A 19,782-nucleotide genomic window follows, 5' to 3' on the forward strand; every position below is an offset into this window, starting at 1 on the left:
TCTAGCCACCCAAGGGGCCTGGCCGGAAGACCACCTGGCAACTGTCAGACGAGCTTGATCGGCGTGACCTTGCGCTGGGCATGTTTTTCCTGGGCCAGGCCAAGCTTGGCGGTAATGACCTTGGCCAGGGCATTGTTGCCCAGGTCGTTCAGGTGCAGGCGGTCGATGAACAGGTCGGCGCCGAACACCGGCGAGCTGCTGAGCATGCAGTTCATGTCATAGCAGGGCACCGGGTCGGCCTGGCTCTTGATGCGACGGAAGAAGGCCGAGTGCAACTGGCTGTCGAACGCGCCGTCCAGCAGCCGGTCGAAATTCGCCGGTCGCCGCTGTAGCGCGTCCAGCATGGCCTGCTCGCCAGCGGGCAGGCTATCCCGGCACCAGGGCAGCAACGGCTGCAGGATGAAGGTGAGGGTGGAATGGCTGTCTGCCAGCAGCCGGTCCCATTGGCGCAAGGTCCGGCCAATGCTGTCGGCGGCACGGGCCAGGCGCTTTTCCGGGGGTGACAGCGGCCAGGTGGCAGGTGTTGCGACCGAGGGCGTGGCCAATGCCTGGCCGATGCGCCGCCACAGCGATTGCCGGCGGGGCGCCGCCGTGGGCTGCATGCCTTCGCTGAAACTGTTGAGAAAATCCTGGTAGGCCTTGGCGTGCCGCGGGTCGCTCAGGCTGGCGAGGACTTCGCAGAGGGCTTCGTGGGCCAGGGTGTTGAGGCCGCTGAGCACCACCACATGGCCGAGCTGGCCAAGGCGGTGCTGGTGGGTCAGGAACATCAGCAGCTCCTGGCTGGCATTGAGCCCGCAGCCAGCCAGGCTCAGCCAGACTTCGCCAGTCAGCATCGACAGGTGCGAGGCCACCGTGTGTTCGTCGGAGCTGGCACCGATGCCCAGGGCGGTGGAGCCCCCGACCAGCAGGTTGATGCGTGACGCACCACCGCGCTCGGCTGCCGAAAAGCGCTTGCCGGCGCAATGGCTGTAGCGCAGGCCCAGGGCATCGGTGTTGATGGTGCCGGAGCGGTAGCCGGTTTCGTGCACATGCACGGTGTGCGGGGCACGCCGGCTGCCCAGCAGCAGAAAGCGCTGGTAGTCCTGTTGCAACGGCGAAGGCGACGGGGTCGTGTCAGTCGCGGTCATGGGTTCTCCTTCTGTTGCAGCGGGCACCTTGCGTCACGTTCAGGCCGCCAGCTCCTTGACGTTGTACAGCAGGCCGCCGGCGGCGATCAGCAGCAGGGCGACCCCCGAGGCCAGGCTGATCATGCGGTTGCTGCGCTGCGAGGCGATCTTGCCGATGGCGAAGATGTACAGGCTGAGCACGGCAAAATCGATGGCCACCCACAGCATCGACAGCACCACCATGCTCTTGCCGAACGATTCGGTGATCTGGATGAACTGCGGGAAGAAGGCGATGAAGAAGATGATGTCCTTCGGGTTGGAAATACCCACCATGAAACCTTGCAGCAGCCCGCCGCGGCCAGGCTTGGCGAGCTCGCCCGGTGCCTCGGCTGCCGGCGCCTGCAGGGCGTCCCGCAGCGTGCCGACGGCAATGTAGCCGATGAACAGGCAACCCAGCAGGCTCATGGCGCTGAGCCAGGCCTTGTCGATGGCGGCGCTGGTGAGGATGATCCAGGCCGCCGCGCCGATCAGCACCAGTGATGCCCAGTTGGTACCCACAGCCGTGAACATGGCCTTGCGTGAGCCGGAGGCGGCCGCGGTGTTGACGATCAGTGCCACCACCGGGCCGGGGGTGGCGATCAGTAGCAGGACAGTAAGGGCGTAGGTAGCGGTGAGTGCGGTATTCACGGTCAGGTCTCGATCAGTATGTCGGGTGTTGCCGGCTGTACGGCATGGGCGTGGAACGGGCAGCGGGACGGGTTGAGCGACCCTGCCTCCTGCAGTTGGTACTGCTTCCACTCGTAGTTGTCGGCATCGCCGAAGAAACCAAGGGTGTCGGGCATGACGCCGTCGTTGTAGTGGTGCACGCGCTCGCGGATGCGTTCGCGGATACGATGGCCGCTTTCGGTGTTGACGTTGGCCACTTCGTCGAAGTTCGCCCGCGGGTTGATGACGAAGGTGATGTGTGGCCCCAGGTTGCGGCTTTTCATCTGCTGGTGGCCGGGGAAGTTCATGTTGATGAACAGCGGCATGCCGGCAAAGCAGAACGACCAGGCGTTGTCGTCGGGGTCGGTCGGGATGCCCTGCGGCCAGGGATGCGGGTCGCGCGCGTGCACGCCACGCAACACCTTCCAGGCCAGCGCCTGTTGCTCGGCCAGGGTGTAGTCGGCGGCAGTTTCGAGAAACACCACCAGTGGGCTGCCGATACGCTGCTTGGGTGGGATAGGTGTGACGGTGCGCACGTAGTCGGCCAGGCCCATGGCGATGTCATCGGCCAGCTGCCCGGCGCGGGCGAAGAGGATGTGGCAGGTTGCGCCGTTTACCGCCTTGCGGCCGAACAGGCAGGGAAACTCGGGGTTGGCGAGGACACTGCGAAAATGTTCTACGGCTTTGTAGGTCCAATGTCGCGCGTTGCGCACATGGTCAGCGGCCAGCTCTAGCGCATCCAGGCGATAGCAAGTTCCATAACCCGTCGACATGATTTCCCCAGGCGTAAATTTGATGAACGTTCAAGTCACATGCAGGCAGGATCTTGGTTATGTTTATTATTTACCCGCATTTTCCGAGACGTCCTTGGCGTTGTAAAACGCGTGGAACTATGACCTACTATTAGTCTTACTCATGCTCAGGGCGTCGCCATGTCGGAACGGATTCAGGCTTTGCACGCGCTGCGTGCCTTCGAGGTGGCCTCTCGCTATGGCTCATTTACCCGTGCCGCGGAAGAGCTGGCCCTGACCCAGGGCGCCGTCAGCCACCACATCAAGACCCTCGAAGCCATGTTCGGCTGCGACCTGTTCGAACGCCGCGGGCCGAAGCTGGCCCTGACCGAGCACGGCCGCCTGCTGGCGCAGGAACTCAAGGTTGGCTTCAAGATCATCGAAAATGCCTGCGCCCTGCTGCGTCAGGACCGCTACGGCCTGCGTCTGAAGGCGCCGTCCACGCTGACCGTGCGCTGGCTGCTGCGGGCGCTGGATGCGTTCAAGAAGGTCGAGGACAACTGCAGCGTGCAGCTGTCCAGCGTGTGGATGGACATCGACAGCGTGGACTTCTACTCCGAGCCCTACGACTGTGCGATCCTCCTGGCCAACGGGCGTTTTCCCGCCGATATCGAGAGTTTCAAGCTGTTCGATGAATGGCTGATCCCGGTGTGCCACCCGGATTACATGGCCCAGGCTCAACCGGTCCTTGCCGACCTGGCCCAGTGCGAATTCCTGCACCCGTCCCCTGACCGACGAGACTGGCGGCGCTGGCTGGCTCGCATGGATGCGCTGGACATCAGCATCGATCACGGGCAAGTGTTCGATACTCTCGACCAGGGCATCTCGGCCGCACAGCAAGGCCTGGGTATTTCGGTGGTCGACCTGGTGCTGGCCAGCGCCGACCTGTTGGCCGGGCGCCTGGTCACACCGTTCAAGCACGCGGTGGCCACCGGCGACGGCTATTACATGACCTGGCTCAAGGCCAGCCCCAAGGCGCGGCAGATGCACAAGCTGCGCGAGTTCCTGCTAGGCCAGGTGCCACCGCTGGCCTGCAAGGACATCAATTACCTGTACGGTTGAACACGCGTTCGAGCAAACGCCCGGCCGCCGGCAAGCGCCCGGCGCTGAAAATATTTCGGCAAACACCTGCGGGGCCCAACAAAATGCGCTGCGACGGTGCGTCAGCGGTAGAATCCCGCAATCAGCACAACAAACGATTCAGAGGTCGACGCGGTGGAGTTGCAGCAGGGCTTTGTCCTGACCCGACATTGGCATGACACGCCCGAAGGCACCTGCGTGGAATTCTGGCTGGCCACCGACCAGGGGCCACGGCAGCTGCGCCTGGCGCCACAGGTATCGGTGGCATTCATCCCCCAGGAGCAGGAAGCGCACGCGCGGGTGCTGCTGGCCAACGAAGCCGGTGTCGAGTTGCGGCCGCTGCAGCTGAAGGACTTTGACCAGCGCCCGGTGCTGGGCCTGTACTGCCGCCAGCACCGGCAACTGATGCAGTTGGAGCAACGCCTGCGCACGGCCGGTATCGAGGTGTTCGAAGCCGATATTCGCCCGCCCGAGCGCTACCTGATGGAGCGCTTCATCACCGCCCCGGTGCAGTTCACCGGCCAACCGGATGCCCAGGGTGTGCTCTGCGATGCCCAGCTCAAGCCCCTGCCGGGTTATCGCCCGCCGCTGCGCCTGGTGTCGCTGGACATCGAGACCAGCGAGCGGGGCGAGCTGTACAGCATTGCCCTGGAAGGCTGTGGCCAGCGCCAGGTGTACATGCTCGGGCCGGCCAACGGCACGGCTGATGACCTCGACTTCGACCTGCACTACTGCGCCGACCGCGCCGACATACTGGCCTGCCTCAACCAGTGGATGGCCGAGCACGACCCGGATGCAATCATCGGCTGGAACCTGATCCAGTTCGACCTGCGCCTGCTGCATGAGTACGCCAAGCTGCTGCAGGTACCGCTGGCACTGGGACGCAATGGCGCGCCGATGACCTTGCGCAGCCATGCCGGTGGTGGCCACGTGTTCGCCGATGCCCCGGGGCGGCTGCTGATCGACGGCATCGAGGCGCTGCGCTCGGCGACCTGGAGCTTCCCGTCGTTCAGCCTCGAAAGTGTCGCCCAGACCTTGCTCGGTGAAGGCAAGGCCATCGACACGCCGTACCAGCGCATGGATGAAATCAACCGCCGCTTCGCCGAGGACAAGCCGGCGTTGGCGCGCTACAACCTCAAGGATTGCGAGCTGGTGACGCGCATCTTCGCCCACACCCGCCTGCTCGAATTCCTGCTGGAGCGGGCCTCGGTCACCGGCCTTGCGGTGGACCGCAGCGGTGGTTCGGTGGCCGCGTTCTGCCACTTGTACATCCCGCAGATGCACCGCCTGGGCTTCGTCGCCCCCAACCTCGGCAGCCGCCCCGACGAAGCCAGCCCCGGTGGCTTCGTCATGGATTCGCGCCCGGGCCTGTACGACTCGGTGTTGGTGCTGGACTACAAGAGCCTGTACCCGTCGATCATTCGTACCTTCCTGATCGACCCGGTGGGGCTGGTCGAAGGCTTGCGCCTGCCCGACGATGAACACTCGGTGGAAGGCTTCCGCGGGGGGCGTTTTTCCCGTAGCGAGCATTGCCTGCCGGCCATCGTCGAGCGGGTATGGCAGGGCCGGGAAGCGGCCAAGCGCGAGGGCAACGCGCCGCTGTCGCAGGCGCTGAAGATCATCATGAATGCCTTCTACGGAGTGTTGGGTTCGAGCGGCTGCCGCTTCTTCGACCCGCGCCTGGCTTCGTCGATCACCATGCGCGGCCATCAGATCATGCGCCAGACCCGTGCGCTGATCGAAGCCAGGGGCTACGAGGTGATCTACGGCGATACCGACTCCACCTTCGTCTGGCTCAAGGGCGCCCACGGCGAGGAGGCTGCAGCACGCATCGGCCGTGAGCTGGTGGCCCAGGTCAACCAGTGGTGGCGCGAACACCTGTGCGAGCAGATGAACCTGGAAAGCGCGCTGGAGCTGCAGTTCGAGGTGCATTACCGGCGCTTCCTGATGCCCACCATCCGCGGCACGGACGAAGGCAGCAAGAAGCGCTACGCCGGGCTGGTGCAGCGGGCCGATGGCAGCGAGCAGATGGTCTACAAGGGCCTGGAGTCGGTGCGTACCGACTGGTCGCCGCTGGCCCGGGAGTTCCAGCAGGAGCTTTATGGCCGGATATTCCGCGGGGAGCCTTACCAGGCGTATGTGCGCGATTATGTACGGCGCACCCTGGCGGGCGAGCTGAATGAGCTGATGGTGTACCGCAAGCGTTTGCGCCGGCCGCTAGCCGATTACCAGCGCAATGTGCCACCGCACGTGCGTGCGGCCCGGCTGGCCGATGACTACAACCGCCGCCTTGGCCGCCCGTTGCAATACCAGCGCGGCGGCTGGATCAGCTATCTGATCACCCTGGCGGGCCCCGAACCCCTGGAAAACCTGCAAGTGCCGGTGGACTACGAGCATTACCTGACGCGGCAGCTGCAGCCGGTGGCCGATGCCATCCTGCCTTTCGTTGGCGACAGTTTCGAAGGGTTGACCGGCCAGCAGCTGGCGCTGTTCTGAAGAGGTGGTAGCTATCTAGCCAATCGCTTGGCAAGCCTGCGTCTAGTGTCGGGCCTTTTGATAAGCCCGAGGCGTAACAACGTGACTACACCCACCAAGCAGCAACCGCCAACCGCCGATACGCTGGCCATGGAGCAGGCCTATCAGGACAACCTCATCGTCAAGCGACTGCCCAGATGGATTCGCCGGCTGCGTATCGTCTCGCCGACCGAGCAGAACATCCCGGCCAACGGTTTGTATGAATCGCAGCATGCTGCATTGCGCGACGCATTGAAAGACAGCCTGGCCTGTCGACAGTGGCTGGAAAAGGAGCTTGCGCGAATCGAGGGCATCGACCGTTTCGTCAAGCCGCTGCTTCAAAACGCCATGCAGGAACAGTTCGGCACCAAGGAAAATGTCGATGGCCTGTATTTCAGGCGCTGGTACACCTACACCGCTCCCAGCCAGGGCACCGTGTGGGGGCGCTACCCGGTTTTGGAAAAGGACTATTTCGAGGTACCGCTGATCGAGGCGGCACTGGACAACTTCACGCCGGGCGAGGGGCGGAACGAGCAGCACAAGGACAACTGCATCGTCGACAGCCTGTCGCAACGGCTCGCCTCACCAACCGCGCCAGCTTTCGCACGCTTGTGCCGCCAGCTGGATCTGGGCAAGCGCTATCAACAGCACCTGGACAGCGTGCTCAAAGCGCCGAGCAGCCAGGCAAGCGGCTGGCGCAGCATGGCTTCGACGCTTGCCCAGCTGTACAGCTCGGTCATGCTGATCGATGCGTGCAAGGCTAAAGGCGATGGAGTACTGAGTACTGCCGAGCTGGACCTGGTGCTGGAGCTATGCAGGCAAGGGAGACCTGGCACGTTGTACGAGTCGAAAGTGGTGGCCCGGCAACTGAAGGCGTTCGGCTGCGATCTGCAACAGATCGTGATACTCGATGTATTTCATGACAAAGTCAGCCGCAAGATCATTGTCTATATTCCCGATGACCCCCACGGTCCCTGGAGCGCAAGCCCCGACCTGGAAAGCTTCACCCGCAAGGTCTTGGGCAAGCGTCTGCGAGACAAGCGCTATCAGGATTTCTTCAAACGCTTCGTACGCCGGCGCGACTGCCAGCAGTTCTTCTCCAGGGTTGCCAAGGACCTGGTGGGCGTCGCCGATTGGGCAACCCGGGAAATGGACCAGCACATGCGGGACTACCCGCTGCCGTTGTTCGCCCACCTTGCTGCCGCGCGCATTGCCCACATCAAGGACGATGCCGCGCTGATTGCCACGCCGGTGTCGGACCTTGACCGCAAGGCCCAGGAAGCCCATCAACAAAGGTTGGTTGCCGAGGGTTGGACCCTGGCCACGGTGGCGGGCGTGTTCATCCCCGCACTCAATGCGCTGCTGCTGGCGGTAATGGTCTGGGACCTGCTGGGCGAGCTGTTCCAGGCCGTGGAAGACTGGCGCGAGGGCGATACCAGCGCAGCAATGGAGCATGTGCTCAGCGTGACCAAAGACCTGGCCGTGATCGGTGTAACCGCTGTGGTATGGCGGGAAGCGAGCCGGGCCTGGGCCGCATTGGACCAATGGGTGCCAGCGCGCCTGGAAGACGGCAGCGAGAAACTCTGGAATGGAGACCTGGTGCCGTTTCGCAGCGCTGCACCTCCCGCTGGGGAAGTGGCCGATGCAATGGGCATCTACCGTGCCCAAAACAGAAGCTGGATGACCATGGACGGCCACAACTACGAAATCGTCCAGCGCGCAGATGAAGAGTGGCAACTGGCACCACGAGATGGTCATGGACCTTTGTTGCGTCACAATGACGCCGGTGCCTGGCGGCTATGGACCGAGCAACCGGCCAGCTGGACAGACAAGCACAGGATGTTCCGCCGTCTTGGTGAGCGTTTCGCTCGCCTGGATGATGAACAGATTGACCAGGCCATGGCCGTCCATGCCCTGGATGCAGACCATCTACGGGCGCTGCATGTGTACGGCCGGCCACCTGAGGCCGAGCTGGTCGATACCGTAGAGCGCCTGCTGATCGATCGCCGGCTGCAAACCCTGCTGGACGATTTGAAGCTCGGGCGGGTGCCGGAGGACGCGCCGTTGCTGGCGAAGGCTCGCGCCCTACCTGGTGTCACCGAGCAGGGCGGGCCAGCATTGGCGGCGCAGGTCTCGGCAAGGCGGCGCCAGCTGTTTCAACAGGTGTATGACGGGCAGCAGGAGCCAGACGATGCGGCGGTGGCAACCTTGCGCAAGGCATTCCCGAGCCTGCATCGCCGAGCGGCGCGCGAGCTTGTGGGTGAGCTGTCGGCAGAAGGTGCGGAATTTCAGGCACTGGTCAGCGGTACGGTGCCGTTTCGGCTGGTCGAAAGGGCCAGGCTGAGCGTACTGCGCATACGTGTTGCGCGTGCCTGCGAGGCGCTGTTCATTGATACGCCCCAGACCCTGGACCAGGCCAAGGTCGCGCTGACGCTGCTGGAGACTCTGGATGTCAGGGAGGCCAGGCCGCGCTGGCGGCTGTACGATGGCGATAGCCCGCAGCCGATAATGACTACTGCTGGCGACGGGCAGAACTACAGGCTTGTGCATGACAACGGGCGGTTCGAGCTTGAAGATGCGCTAGGCCTCGAAATGAGTGGCCCCGGCGAGCTGTTCGAGACCTTGGCGGATGCGTTTGCCCCGGCCGATCGTGCTGCACTCGGTATCACTGAACCCTACGCCCCGGGTTTGAGAGCAGTGTTGGCCCGGCAAATGCCCGGGCACAGCAGGGTACTCGCCCAGGTGTTGGGCAAAAACCCTCGACAGCCATGGATGCTGGCGCCAGTGCGCCTGGAGGATGGCAGGGTCGGATACCCGCTGGGCGGCTGCCAGGGATGCTTTGCCCGGTCTGCATCTCGACCCCGGGCGTTCGAGGCGCGTCTGCGCGACCTTTACCCAGCGTACAGTGACGAGCAGATCGAAGCCTGGCTGACCACCTTGCATGCTTCGGGGCGTGATACCGACACCGAACTCGGTGTGCTCGAAGAGCAGGCCCGCAGGTTGAACGACCACTTGAAAAGCTGGGAGTGGCGAGGGTTGCTGAATCGTGATCGACCCGAGCGCAAGCGGTTTCGCAAAGCAATCATGCAATGCTGGCGGGAACGGGTGCCCGCTCAAGTTACACCTGAGCATCAACGTCTGGCTTTAACTTGGCAGTACAGCGCGTATGACCTGTGCTCATTGCCTGAATTGGGCCCACTCTTCAGCTTCCCGCACGTTACCGAACTTTCCCTGCGCAGCCTGTTGCTGAAAGAGGTACCAGAGCAGTTCCTGCTCTCATTCCCCAATCTGACGTCCCTGGAACTGAGCTACAACCAGTTGCAACGTCTGCCAGCGAGCCTGTCGTTGCTCAATGACTTGCGCATACTCGACTTGTCCGGCAATCGCATCTCTCTGGACGAGCCCCAGGCTCAAGTGCTGGCGCAATGCAGCCGGTTACGTTACCTGAACCTTTCGGACAATCGCTTGAACATGACCTTTTCTGTGGCACAGATGAACCAGTTGGCCGAACTGCGTTTGCGCAATGCCGGGTTGGTATTGCTACCCGAGGGCATCACGGACTGTCAGACGTTGTACATGCTCGATGCTTCCAACAACTTCATCACGCTGTTGCCTCCCAACTTCATCCAGTCCCCGTTGTGGCGGGACGGCTACGTGGCGCTGTCAGGCAATCCTGTGCTGCTGCACCAGGCTGTAGATGTGCAGGAGGCCTGGAACATTCCGGAGGACAGTTCGGTCCCTCACAAATTTCGCTGGGTGGACCGCCTGGACGGTGATAGACGCGAAGATCTGGGTAACCTGTGGGCCACTGTTGAGCAAATGGATGGGGTGACGAACTTCATGCAACTGCTGAAACAGCTTACGCGCTCGCAAGACTTCACCCATCCTCGATATGGGGAAATGCTGGCTGCACGCGTTTTGACCATGATGGAAAAGGTGGACAGCTCAGCAGCACTGGCCAATGAAATTTTCGCCAATGCACTGGTCGAGAACTGCGCCGACAATGCCACAGTGGTCTTCCAGCAGCTTGAAATCCGATGCCTTGTGTGGGAAGCCGAGCAGGCCGCCCCTTCTGGCAGCCAGGAACGAGCCCTGGTGAAACTGGCGCGGCAGTTGTGGAGGCAGCAGGAGGTTGACTTCATCGCCTTGCGCGAGGCTGAGGCTGCAGGTGCGGGCAATGAGTCGATCGAATGGGTACTAGCTTACTCGATCCGCTTGCGTGAGGAGCTGGGCCTGCCTGGCAACGCGCGCAGCATGCTATACGAGGGCATCCCGCACCTGGATGACGCTTCGGTGATGCGCGCGGCTGATCAGGTCAGGCGTAACGAGACAGCCGAATCGGTGGCAGTGTGGATGGTCCAGCAACCTTTCTGGAGAAATCATCTCGAGAAACGCTACGTGCGTGAACTGGAAGTGCCGCCAAGGTTTCAGAACCAGTTGGCAGAGGATGCCAATGCCGAGGACGCCGCCAGGTTGATGGCGGAAATCAGGCTGTGGACCGAGAGGACCGAGCTTCAACTGACCATCGAGGCTCTGCAACGGCCGGCATGACCAGGGCGCATTGGACTATGCTCAAGCTACAAGTGATAGAGGTACTTTTCGGGCTCGGGACGTGGAGTGACCGCACTTGGTAACCGCCGGTTACTGTTCATTCAAACATGGAGGCCTTTTGCTGGTTTACGCTCGCTCGTCGGATCTTTCGCCCTGATCTGTAGTCTTCTGGTTTATCGAGAGAATAAGGAGATACGCATGCTCGTCCGGTCACTGACCCTCGCCACCTTGCTCGCGCTCGTCGGCCCTGTGTTTGCTGCCGACAGTGACGCGCCGCTGGCCAAGGAACTGGGCAAGGCCAGGCCCTTGGTCGTCATTGCGCCCAGCAGCGCCGACCCGACCTTGCGTGGGTTGAACGAGGCCCTCAAGGACCCGGCCACCCAGGCCGCCTTCAAAGAGCGCAGCCTGGTGGTGTACAGCGTTGCCAACATGATGGGCAAGCGTGAGGACAAGAACCTCGAGCAGCAGACCACCATGGCCCTGATACGCGAGTTGAAGCTGGGTGCCAGCAAAGGCACCAAGGTGATCCTGGTGGGCAAGGACGGTGAGCGGCACATGCTCAAGGACGACGAGGAGGGCGAGGCCATCGACCCGCAGGTGATCCTCAAGGCGGTCGATGATCTGCCTGCCAGCGAAAAAGCCGTGACGGCGCCGGAGCCTGTGGCAGCGGCGGCCCCGGAGCCCAAGTCCAAGGACAGCAAGCCTGCCAAACCCGCCAAGCCGGCCGCGCCACCCAAGCCGCTGGAAGACTGACCCTGCACGACGGCCCCGAGGCACCTTGGGGCCGTTGTGTATCCCACTGTATCTGCCCACGCCGCAGACCCATTCCCATACAAAACCGCACCCCGCGCGATACATCCACGACATACCGCAACGGCCTAATGGCTCCACATTCCAACCACAGTGGAGCGACACCATGACTCAAGTACGAAACACCCTCGGCCTGCTCGGCGCTGCCCTGATCGGCAGCATGGCATTGAGCAGCAGCGCCTTTGCCGTCGAGCCGTTGGCCCAGGGTTACCAGCTGGCTTCGGCCAAGGTGGCCGGCGAGGGCAAGTGTGGTGAAGGCAAATGTGGTGGCAGCGCCAAGGCCACCCAGGGCGAAGGCAAATGCGGTGAGGGCAAGTGCGGCGCCAGCGCCAAGGCCGGTGCCGAAGGCAAATGTGGCGAGGGCAAGTGTGGTGACGCCTCGTTCGCCAAGACCGACAGCAACCACGACGGCAAGGTCTCGCGCGACGAGTTCCTGGCGGTGGCCAAGGACCGTGCCGGCGACTTCGACAAGATCGACAGCAACCATGATGGCTTCATCTCCGAACAGGAGGCTGCGGATCACCTCAAGGCGATCTACCAGGCTAATGGCAAGGCCATGCCCGAAGGCTTGTTCAGCCACCTGACCGGCAAGTCCTGACCTTCTGCCCCACGAACCGCGCAACGCCCCTCCTGCTGGTCAGGCGGGGCGTTGTGCCTGTTGCGGAGACCTGTTCATGCACCCCACATCTTTGTCCCCTGTACCTTTACAGACCGGGCTAGGCCTGCGCCGCGGCCTGCTGCCGGAACTGCTGGCCATGGAGGCTGGCGCCGTGGACTTTCTCGAATGCGCACCGGAAAACTGGGTTGCCGTGGGCGGTGCCTACGGCAAGGGTCTGGCGCAGTTGGCCGAGCGTTTTGCCATTACCTGCCACGGGCTGTCGTTGTCGCTGGGTGGCAGCGAGCCGCTGGACCGCCATTTCCTTGGCCAGACCCGCCAGTTTCTCGATCGCCACCAGGTGCGCCTGTACAGCGAGCACCTGAGCTACTGCAGTGATGACGGGCACCTGTACGACCTGATGCCCATTCCATTCACCGACGAAGCGGTGCGCCATGTGGCCACGCGGATTCGCCAGGCCCAGGAATACCTGGAGCGGCGCATTGCCGTGGAAAACATCAGCTACTACGCCGCACCGTACCAGGCGATGAGTGAACTCGACTTCATCCGCGCGGTACTCGATGAGGCCGACTGCGACTTGCTGCTGGACGTCAACAACGTCTTCGTCAATGCCTGCAATCACGGCTACGACGCCCGCGAATTCCTGGCGGGCTTGCCCCAGGCGCGGGTCGCCGGCATGCACGTGGCTGGCCATTACGATGAAGCGCCGGACCTCAAGGTAGACACCCATGGGGCTGCGGTGAAGGAGGATGTGTGGGCGCTGTACGCGGTCGCCTGTGCGCGCTTCGGTGTGCAACCGACCGTGCTCGAGCGTGATTTCAACTATCCGCCGCTGGCCGAACTGCTCGCCGAGGCGGCGCGCATCCGCACTGTGCAGTGTGCTGCGGGAGGGCATGCAAATGAATGAGACCTTGCGTGAGCAGCAGTACACCTTGGCCCGGCACCTGCGTGACCCGCAGCGCCATGCGCCGCCGCCGGGCGTGGAGGCCCGGCGCCTGAAGGTTTACCGTGAGCTGTTCTATGGTGCTATCGAAGGTTTGCTGGCCGGCAGTTTTCCGGTGATGCGCCAGGCGTTGGGCGAGCCGCGCTGGCATGCCCGAGTGCGAGATTTCTATGCCAATTATCGCAGCCAGACACCGTTGTTCACCGAGATTGCCCAAGCGTTCGTCGATTACCTGCAAGGCATCGAGCTGGATGCGCCCTGGCAGCTGGAGCTGGCGCACTATGAGTGGGTCGAGGCGCAGTTGTATCTGAGCGATGCCGAGGACCCGGCCCATGACCCGGCAGGCGACCTGCTGGAAGGGGAGCCACTGTTGTCGTGTGTGGCACGAGTGTTGGCCTATCGCTGGCCGGTGGAGCGGATCGGGGCGGATTACCAGCCAGCGGTTGCGCCAGAGGCGCCGACCTTGTTGCTGGTTTATCGCGATGCGGGGTTGAAGGTGCGCTTCGCGCGCCTGGCGCCGCTGGCGTACCGGTTGCTGGCGCTGGAACAGGGCAGTGGGCGGGCTCGGTTGCAGGCGTTGGGCGGTGCTGTGGAGGAGGGGTTGGCGTTGCTGGAGGGATTGCGCGAGCAGGGGGTCATCATCGGTACAGGTTGAGTGCGGGTATGGGGGGCGCCTTGCGCCCCTATCGCGACACAAGGCCGCTCCTACAGAGGTACACGATCCCCTGTAGGAGCGGCCTTGTGTCGCGATGGGCTGCAACGCAGCCCCGGCGATATCACCTGCAGAACCGCCCTCTGAGCCAATGATCCAGGCTCAACCGCCCAGCCCCTTTCAGCAGCAGTGGCAGCAACGCCACCAGGTAGATCAACGGCAACTTGAAGTTGCCAAAGCCCTGGTCGGTAATCGCATACCCTTGGGCCAGCTCGGCCAGGTTCGACCAGTGCGCCGGCCAATGCACCGCAGCAATCGCCACCACGGTCACCACCATCAGCCCCAACGAGGCCAGCCGGGTACCTAGCCCCAGCAACAGCAGTAACGGCAGGATCAGCTCCGCCCACATCGACAGCTGCCAGTTCAGCTCTGCAGGCAGCAGGTTGAAGGGGAACGGGAAGTTCGCTTGCAGGTCGGCGAACCAGTTGCTGCCATTGAATTTCTCCCAGCCGGATTCGAAAAATTCCCAGGCCAGGAACAGCCGCAACGGCAGGTCGGCGCTCCAGGTACCGAAACGGTCGAAGGTGGTCAGGGTGCGGGTCAAGGTGGTCATGCTGGTTTCTCTCTTCAGGAAAGGGCACGGGCGTTACGGCGTTGCTGGCGGGCCAGCTTAGCGGTGAGCTTGACGGTGATTGCGCTGAACATCAGGGCGAATGCCAGCGGGTACCAGCCGCCCATGGGGATGCGTTTGTAGAACGACAGGCAGAACACTGCGGCCAGTACCCACATGCCGGTGCTGTGCAGGGCCTGCCAGGCACGGCCACCCAACAGGCGCATCGGGGCCTTGAACGAGGTGATGGTGAGCAGCAGCAGGAACAGGTAGCCGAGGGTGCCGGGCAGGCTGGAAGTGAGCGTGCGGCCGGCCCAGAACAGCTCGGGGAATTGCTGGGCATAGCGGTAGATCAGTACGCCGTGCACGGTGTGGGAAAAGGCGAATGCCAACCCCAGATAGCGCCGTTCCTGGAGGATGCGACGGCTGCTGGTGCCAGGCAGCAAGGTCACCAGCGACGAGGCCAGGAAGGCCAGCAGGAATAGCGCGAAGGAGCTGCGCGCAGTGGCACGGATCGCGCTGCGCAGGCCGTCCGGATCAGGTTGGCTGGCCAGTACCACGGCGGTCATCGCCAAGGTCAGGCCGGCGAGCGTGGCGAACAGCTTCCAGCCGGAGGGAAGGGTGAGGGGTTTCATCAGGAAGGCTCCCGGGGTGTGGTTGTGTGACCGGGAGTGTGTCGGGGTGGGGTATCTGCAGTGTGTCGACGGTGGTGGGGTTGTGTATCGGATTGTAGAAGTCGCTCAAGCGCCGCAGTCCCTGTAGGAGCGGCCTTGTGTCGCGATGGGCTGCGTAGCAGCCCCAGGTTTTCAGCTTCGCCGCATGAATTGCCTGGGCCGCTTTGCGGCCCGATCGCGACACAAGGCCGCCCCTACCTGAGATTGCCTTACTTCAGCTCGATCTGCGCGCACAGCCCGCCGCCTGCGCGGTTGCTCAGGGTCAGCCGGCCGCCCATGGCCTGGATCAGCTGATGGGCAATCGCCAACCCCAGCCCTGTGCCGCCGGTGCTGCGGTTGCGTGAACCTTCCACGCGATAGAACGGCTTGAGCACTTCATCCAGTTCGCCACCGGGTATGCCTGGCCCGTTGTCGAGCACGCGGATCAACGTCCAGTCGCCCTCGCGGCACACCTCCAGTTCGGCAGCGCCGGCAAACTTGAGGGCGTTGTCCACCAGGTTCACCAGCACCCGGCGCAGGGCATGCGGGCGGGTTTCCAGCAGGCTGCCGCTGCTGCCATGGCGCTCGACCTGGGCGCCACTGTCCTGGTAGTCGAACACCAGGCTGTCGAGAAAGGCATCGAGGTTGACCCGGCACGGGGCCTCGGTGCTGGTGTCCATGCTGCGGGCATAGGCCACGCCTTCGCGCACCAGGTGTTCCATTTCATCCAGGTCGCTCCATAGCTTGTCCTTTTCCACCCCTTCGTCCATCACTTCGACACGCAGCTTCATGCGCGTGATCGGTGTTTGCAGGTCGTGGGAAATGGCCGCCAGCAACTGCATGCGTTCCTTGAGGTAGGCAGCGATGCGCGCCTGCAGGGCGTTGAAGGCCACGGCGGCGTAGCGCACCTCGCGCGGGCCGCTTTCATCCAGCTGCACGCCAGGCTTGTCCGGGTCGAGGTTGTCCACCGCACGGGCCAGGCGGGTCAGCGGGCCGATCGCCAGGCGTACCGCCAGCCAGGTGCACAGCAACAGCACGGCCAGCTGGATCAGCAACACCACGGGCAGCCAACGTGCCACCGGGACCGGCGATGGGGTGACGTCGATGGTCAGCGGTGCGCCATCGGCCAGGGTCAGGTGTGCCTGGAAGTGCGCATTCGGGCCGGGGATTTCCTGGAAGGAAAGGCGATAGTCGGCGCCAATGGCCTTGACGATAGAGTCGGCGGCCATGGGTGGGTCACTGGTCGGCATGGCTTCGCCCGCCAGGCCCTGGTCCAGCCGGTAGCGGTAGGTACGCCGCTCCAGGCGCGGCAGCCAGGCGGCGCGCTCGGCCGCGGGCAGGCGGTCGAGGATGGCCACCGAGGTGGCCACGTCCTGCTCCAGGGTGCTGAGCATCATCGAGCGGCTGCTGATGTAGCGCTCGTAGGCCTGCAGGCCGAACGACAGGCCGTAGGCCAGTACCAGGCCGGTGAAGAAGATCAGTGCCAGGCGCGAGGCCAGGGTACGTGGCCACTTCATGATGGCGACTCGAGCAGTTGCACCGGCAGCGAGAACACGTAGCCCTCGCTGCGCACGGTCTTGATGCAGCTGGGTTCGCGGGCGTCGTCACCCAGGCGCTGGCGCAGGCGGCTGACCAGCAGGTCGATGGAGCGGTCGAAGATGTCGGCTTCGCGGCCCTGGGTCAGGTTGAGCAACTGCTCACGGCTGAGCACCCGCTGCGGGTGGTCGAGAAACACCCGCAGCAGGCGGTATTCGGCACCGCTCAGGGCTACCAGGGTGCCTTCGCTGTCGAGCAGGTGGCGCGCGGTGGTGTCCAGCCGCCACTGGCCGAAGCCGAGCAGGCGGCTGCTTTCGCTGATGGTCAGGTTGGGCGGTAGCATGCGCGTGCGGCGCAGCACGGCATTGATACGGGCCAGCAGTTCGCGGGCCGAGAACGGCTTGGTCAGGTAATCGTCGGCGCCCATTTCCAGGCCGATGATGCGGTCGGTTTCGTCGTTGCGGGCGGTCAGCATCAGCACCGGGGTGTTGCGGTGCTTGCCGGCGCGCAGCTCGCGGCACAGCAGCAGGCCGTCGTCGCCGGGCATCATGATGTCCAGGACGATCAGGTCGACGCTGTTGGCTTCGAGAAAGGCGCGCATCTGCCGGCCGTCGGCAACGATGCTGGTGCGCAGGCCGTTCTTTTTCAGGTAGTTGCCGACCAGTTCGCGGATTTCGCGGTCGTCGTCGACGATCAGGATGTGATCGACGTGTTCCATGCGCTGCGTTCCTGTGCAAGAGGGGATGGGCGCAGTGTACCGAGCGCATTCGCGCTTGCCTGCGGGGGTTTGTATTGCAGTGTATCTGCCATGCGTACAGACACAGGAGGAAGCACATCACAGCTTCGGGCGACACATACGGGATACCTGGCCGGCGTGAAATGGCTCTCGACCGGGGAGCACAACTCCCCACCCTCAAGCGTTACACAGGAGAGATGCCATGAACTTCAATACCTTCGCCCGTGCCAGCCTGTTCGCCGTGCTCAGCTTCGGCGCCATTGCCGCCCAGGCCTCCACCATGCCGATGGACGACAGCGGGGTCATGCAGTACCGCTACGGTGACCACCTGGATGTGAAGAAAGTGCTGTCGATACAGGATGACCAGAGCGACGCCTGCGGTTTGGTGAACACCCGCATGGACTACCTCGACTCCAAGGGCCAGCAGCAGAGCGTGCAGTACCGCACTTACGCCACCGGCGGTTGCCATGAGAATTGATCGCCGCTTGTTGTTGAAGGTTGGCGGCATTGCCCTGGCGCTGGCCGGCCTGGGCCTGGCCGGGCACCTGATGGCCCGCGACAGCTACGGTGCCATGCCGTCGCTGTCCGGCGCCAGCCAGTGGCTGAACTCGGCGCCGCTGGATGGCCCCGGGCTCAAGGGCAAGGTGGTGCTGGTGGACTTCTGGACCTGGGACTGCATCAACTGCCGGCGCAGCCTGCCGCATGTGAACGAATGGGCGCGGCGCTATGCCGACCAGGGTTTGGTGGTGGTCGGCGTGCACACCCCGGAGTACGACTACGAGCACGATGTAGGCACCTTGCGTGACAAGGTAGCCAGCCTGGGGATCGGTTACCCGGTGGCGGTGGATAACGACTACAAGGTGTGGAATGCCTGGGGCAACCAGTTCTGGCCGGCGCATTACTTTGTCGACCGCAAGGGGCAGGTGCGCCATGTGCACTTTGGCGAGGGGGATTATGGTGGGCAGGAGCAGGTGATACAGGCGTTGCTGGATGAAAAAGGGTGAGTTGTCTGTGCCGGCCTCTTCGCGGCGGTTCGACGACTCGATGAACCCGCTCCCACAGGTACTGCACCGCTTGCAGACTGTGCGATCCCTGTGGGAGCGGGTTTACCCGCGAAGAAGCCAACACCGATCCGTCAGGTGAAACTGGCAAAGTGCGCCTGCATCCGAGCCGCATCCGCCTGGCGCCCGCTGAACAGCTCGAACGCCTTCACCGCCTGGAACACGGCCATGTTGCTGCCATCCAGGGTGCGGCAGCCCAATGCCCGGGCGGCGCGCAGCAGTTCGGTCTCCAGCGGGAAGTAGATGATCTCCGCCACCCACAGGCGCGCACGCAGCAACTCCACCGGCAGCGGTGTGCCCGGCAGCTTGGCCATGCCCACCGGTGTGGTGTTGACCAGCCCGTCCGCCTCGGCCAGGGCCGTGGCCAGGTCGTTGCCGACCACGGCGCGCCCGGCACCGAAGTGGGCATTCAGGTTGTCCACCAGGGCCTGCGCACGGGCCGCGTCCACTTCGAACAGCACCAGCCGCTCGACCCCTTCACCCAGCAGGGCATGGGCCACGGCCGAACCGGCACCACCGGCACCCATCTGCACCACCTGGCGCCGTGCCACATCAGGCAGGCCACGGCGCAAGCCTTCGGCAAAGCCCAGGCAGTCGGTGTTGTGGCCGACCCGCTTGCCGTCCTTGAGCACCACGGTGTTCACCGCGCCGATGCCGCGGGCTTCGTCCGACAGTTCGTCGAGCAGCGGCAGGATCGCCTGCTTGAACGGGTAGGTGATGTTGAGCCCGGTGAAACCGGTTTGCTGGGCGGCGTCGAGCAGGCCGGGCAGGGCGCTGTCGTCCAGTTGCAGCTGGTCGGCATCGATCAGCCGGTACAGGTAGCGCAGCGCCTGGGCATCACCTTCGTGTTCGTGCAGGGCAGGAGTGCGGGACAGCTGGATGCCGCGGCCGATCAGGCCGGCGAGGATGGCTTGCTGGCTCATGCGCTGTGCTCCTGCAACATTTCGGCGAAGTGGCTGATGGCCGTGCGGTAGCCATGGCTGCCCAGGCCGCAGATGACCCCGACGGCGATGGACGATACGAACGACAGGTGACGGAACGGTTCGCGCTTGTGCACGTTGGACAGGTGCACTTCGATCACCGGTACTTCGCTGGCCACCAGGGCATCGCGGATGGCCACCGAGGTATGGGTCCAGGCACCGGGGTTGATCACGATGCCGGCGCAGCGGCCACGGGCGGCATGGATCCAGTCGATCAGTTCGCCTTCGTGGTTGGTTTGGCGGAATTCGATTTCCAGGCCGTGGGCATGGGCGGTATCGGCACAGCCCTGGGCCAGGTCGGCGAGGGTTTCGTGGCCATATTGGGCAGGCTCGCGGGTGCCCAGCATGTTCAGGTTGGGGCCGTTGAGCACGAGAATGAGGGGCTTCATGACGGGCATCGCTTTGTTGTTGTTGGATGCGTCTAGTTTTGTACCGACT

At 63.7% G+C, this 19,782-nt stretch carries 18 protein-coding genes; 9 read left to right on the forward strand and 9 right to left on the reverse strand.

What is annotated here, in order from left to right:
- Positions 1-44 precede the first annotated feature (44 nt).
- The 3 genes from CAG00_RS00670 to CAG00_RS00680 are packed head-to-tail and all read right to left on the reverse strand — an operon-like array spanning position 45 to position 2,584.
- Positions 45-1,127, reverse strand: coding sequence for a hypothetical protein (locus CAG00_RS00670; protein ID WP_085663179.1), 1,083 nt, complete (start codon positions 1,125-1,127; stop codon positions 45-47).
- 39 nt (positions 1,128-1,166) lie between these two features.
- Positions 1,167-1,793: a LysE family translocator gene (locus CAG00_RS00675; protein ID WP_025338491.1), complete on the reverse strand. Its 627-nt coding sequence runs from the start codon at positions 1,791-1,793 to the stop codon at positions 1,167-1,169.
- A gap of 2 nt (positions 1,794-1,795) precedes the next feature.
- Entirely contained in the window at positions 1,796-2,584 is a 789-nt protein-coding gene (locus CAG00_RS00680) for a YqcI/YcgG family protein (protein WP_025338492.1), read from the reverse strand.
- Positions 2,585-2,743: 159 nt separating this feature from the next.
- Here CAG00_RS00680 and CAG00_RS00685 point away from each other — a divergent pair, with 159 nt between their 5' ends.
- The 7 genes from CAG00_RS00685 (at position 2,744) to CAG00_RS00715 (ending at position 13,771) form a co-directional block, all read left to right on the forward strand.
- Positions 2,744-3,664: a LysR substrate-binding domain-containing protein gene (locus CAG00_RS00685; protein WP_085592215.1), complete on the forward strand. Its 921-nt coding sequence runs from the start codon at positions 2,744-2,746 to the stop codon at positions 3,662-3,664.
- A 153-nt stretch (positions 3,665-3,817) separates the two neighbouring features.
- On the forward strand, positions 3,818-6,178 hold the full coding sequence (locus tag CAG00_RS00690) for a DNA polymerase II (protein ID WP_085663180.1): 2,361 nt from the start codon (positions 3,818-3,820) through the stop codon (positions 6,176-6,178).
- An 81-nt stretch (positions 6,179-6,259) separates the two neighbouring features.
- Positions 6,260-10,747 carry an NEL-type E3 ubiquitin ligase domain-containing protein gene (locus CAG00_RS00695; RefSeq protein ID WP_085663181.1) on the forward strand — a complete coding sequence of 1,496 codons (4,488 nt, stop codon included), beginning with the start codon at positions 6,260-6,262 and terminating at the stop codon, positions 10,745-10,747.
- Positions 10,748-10,945: 198 nt separating this feature from the next.
- Positions 10,946-11,500: a DUF4174 domain-containing protein gene (locus CAG00_RS00700; protein ID WP_085663182.1), complete on the forward strand. Its 555-nt coding sequence runs from the start codon at positions 10,946-10,948 to the stop codon at positions 11,498-11,500.
- Between the two features lie 163 nt (positions 11,501-11,663).
- Positions 11,664-12,155, forward strand: a complete 492-nt coding sequence (locus tag CAG00_RS00705; protein ID WP_013971966.1) for a hypothetical protein — start codon at positions 11,664-11,666, stop codon at positions 12,153-12,155.
- Positions 12,156-12,231: 76 nt separating this feature from the next.
- Positions 12,232-13,080, forward strand: a complete 849-nt coding sequence (locus CAG00_RS00710) for a DUF692 domain-containing protein (protein ID WP_085663183.1) — start codon at positions 12,232-12,234, stop codon at positions 13,078-13,080.
- Positions 13,073-13,771: a DUF2063 domain-containing protein gene (locus CAG00_RS00715; RefSeq protein WP_085617604.1), complete on the forward strand. Its 699-nt coding sequence runs from the start codon at positions 13,073-13,075 to the stop codon at positions 13,769-13,771. The genes CAG00_RS00710 and CAG00_RS00715 overlap by 8 nt, the downstream gene beginning before the upstream one ends.
- Before the next feature lie 121 nt (positions 13,772-13,892).
- Here the strand turns inward: CAG00_RS00715 and CAG00_RS00720 are convergent, their stop codons facing one another.
- The 4 genes from CAG00_RS00720 to CAG00_RS00735 form a co-directional block, all read right to left on the reverse strand.
- A complete protein-coding gene (locus tag CAG00_RS00720) occupies positions 13,893-14,381 on the reverse strand; it encodes a DoxX family protein (protein WP_075044651.1) in 489 nt (162 codons plus the stop codon).
- A gap of 14 nt (positions 14,382-14,395) precedes the next feature.
- A complete protein-coding gene (locus CAG00_RS00725; protein ID WP_085663184.1) occupies positions 14,396-15,013 on the reverse strand; it encodes a ferric reductase-like transmembrane domain-containing protein in 618 nt (205 codons plus the stop codon).
- Positions 15,014-15,261: 248 nt separating this feature from the next.
- The gene (locus CAG00_RS00730) at positions 15,262-16,548 is read right to left on the reverse strand and encodes a HAMP domain-containing sensor histidine kinase (RefSeq protein ID WP_085663185.1); all 1,287 of its coding nucleotides are present in this window, start codon (positions 16,546-16,548) and stop codon (positions 15,262-15,264) included.
- The gene (locus CAG00_RS00735; protein WP_003250463.1) at positions 16,545-17,285 is read right to left on the reverse strand and encodes a response regulator; all 741 of its coding nucleotides are present in this window, start codon (positions 17,283-17,285) and stop codon (positions 16,545-16,547) included. The genes CAG00_RS00730 and CAG00_RS00735 overlap by 4 nt, the downstream gene beginning before the upstream one ends.
- Before the next feature lie 220 nt (positions 17,286-17,505).
- On the opposite strand from CAG00_RS00735, the gene CAG00_RS00740 reads away from it, so the two are divergent.
- Complete coding sequence (locus CAG00_RS00740) at positions 17,506-17,781, forward strand: DUF2790 domain-containing protein (RefSeq protein WP_023662927.1); 276 nt, start codon at positions 17,506-17,508, stop codon at positions 17,779-17,781.
- A complete protein-coding gene (locus CAG00_RS00745) occupies positions 17,771-18,307 on the forward strand; it encodes a thioredoxin family protein (RefSeq protein WP_075044653.1) in 537 nt (178 codons plus the stop codon). The genes CAG00_RS00740 and CAG00_RS00745 overlap by 11 nt, the downstream gene beginning before the upstream one ends.
- Positions 18,308-18,438: 131 nt before the next feature.
- On the opposite strand, the gene CAG00_RS00750 is transcribed toward CAG00_RS00745, so the two are convergent.
- The gene (locus tag CAG00_RS00750; RefSeq protein WP_085663186.1) at positions 18,439-19,287 is read right to left on the reverse strand and encodes a shikimate dehydrogenase; all 849 of its coding nucleotides are present in this window, start codon (positions 19,285-19,287) and stop codon (positions 18,439-18,441) included.
- A complete protein-coding gene (aroQ, locus tag CAG00_RS00755) occupies positions 19,284-19,733 on the reverse strand; it encodes a type II 3-dehydroquinate dehydratase (RefSeq protein WP_085663187.1) in 450 nt (149 codons plus the stop codon). The genes CAG00_RS00750 and aroQ overlap by 4 nt, the downstream gene beginning before the upstream one ends.
- Positions 19,734-19,782 lie beyond the last annotated feature (49 nt).

The organism is Pseudomonas sp. B5(2017) (assembly GCF_002112825.1).
In the GTDB taxonomy this organism is placed as follows: Bacteria; Pseudomonadota; Gammaproteobacteria; order Pseudomonadales; family Pseudomonadaceae; genus Aquipseudomonas; species Aquipseudomonas putida_Z.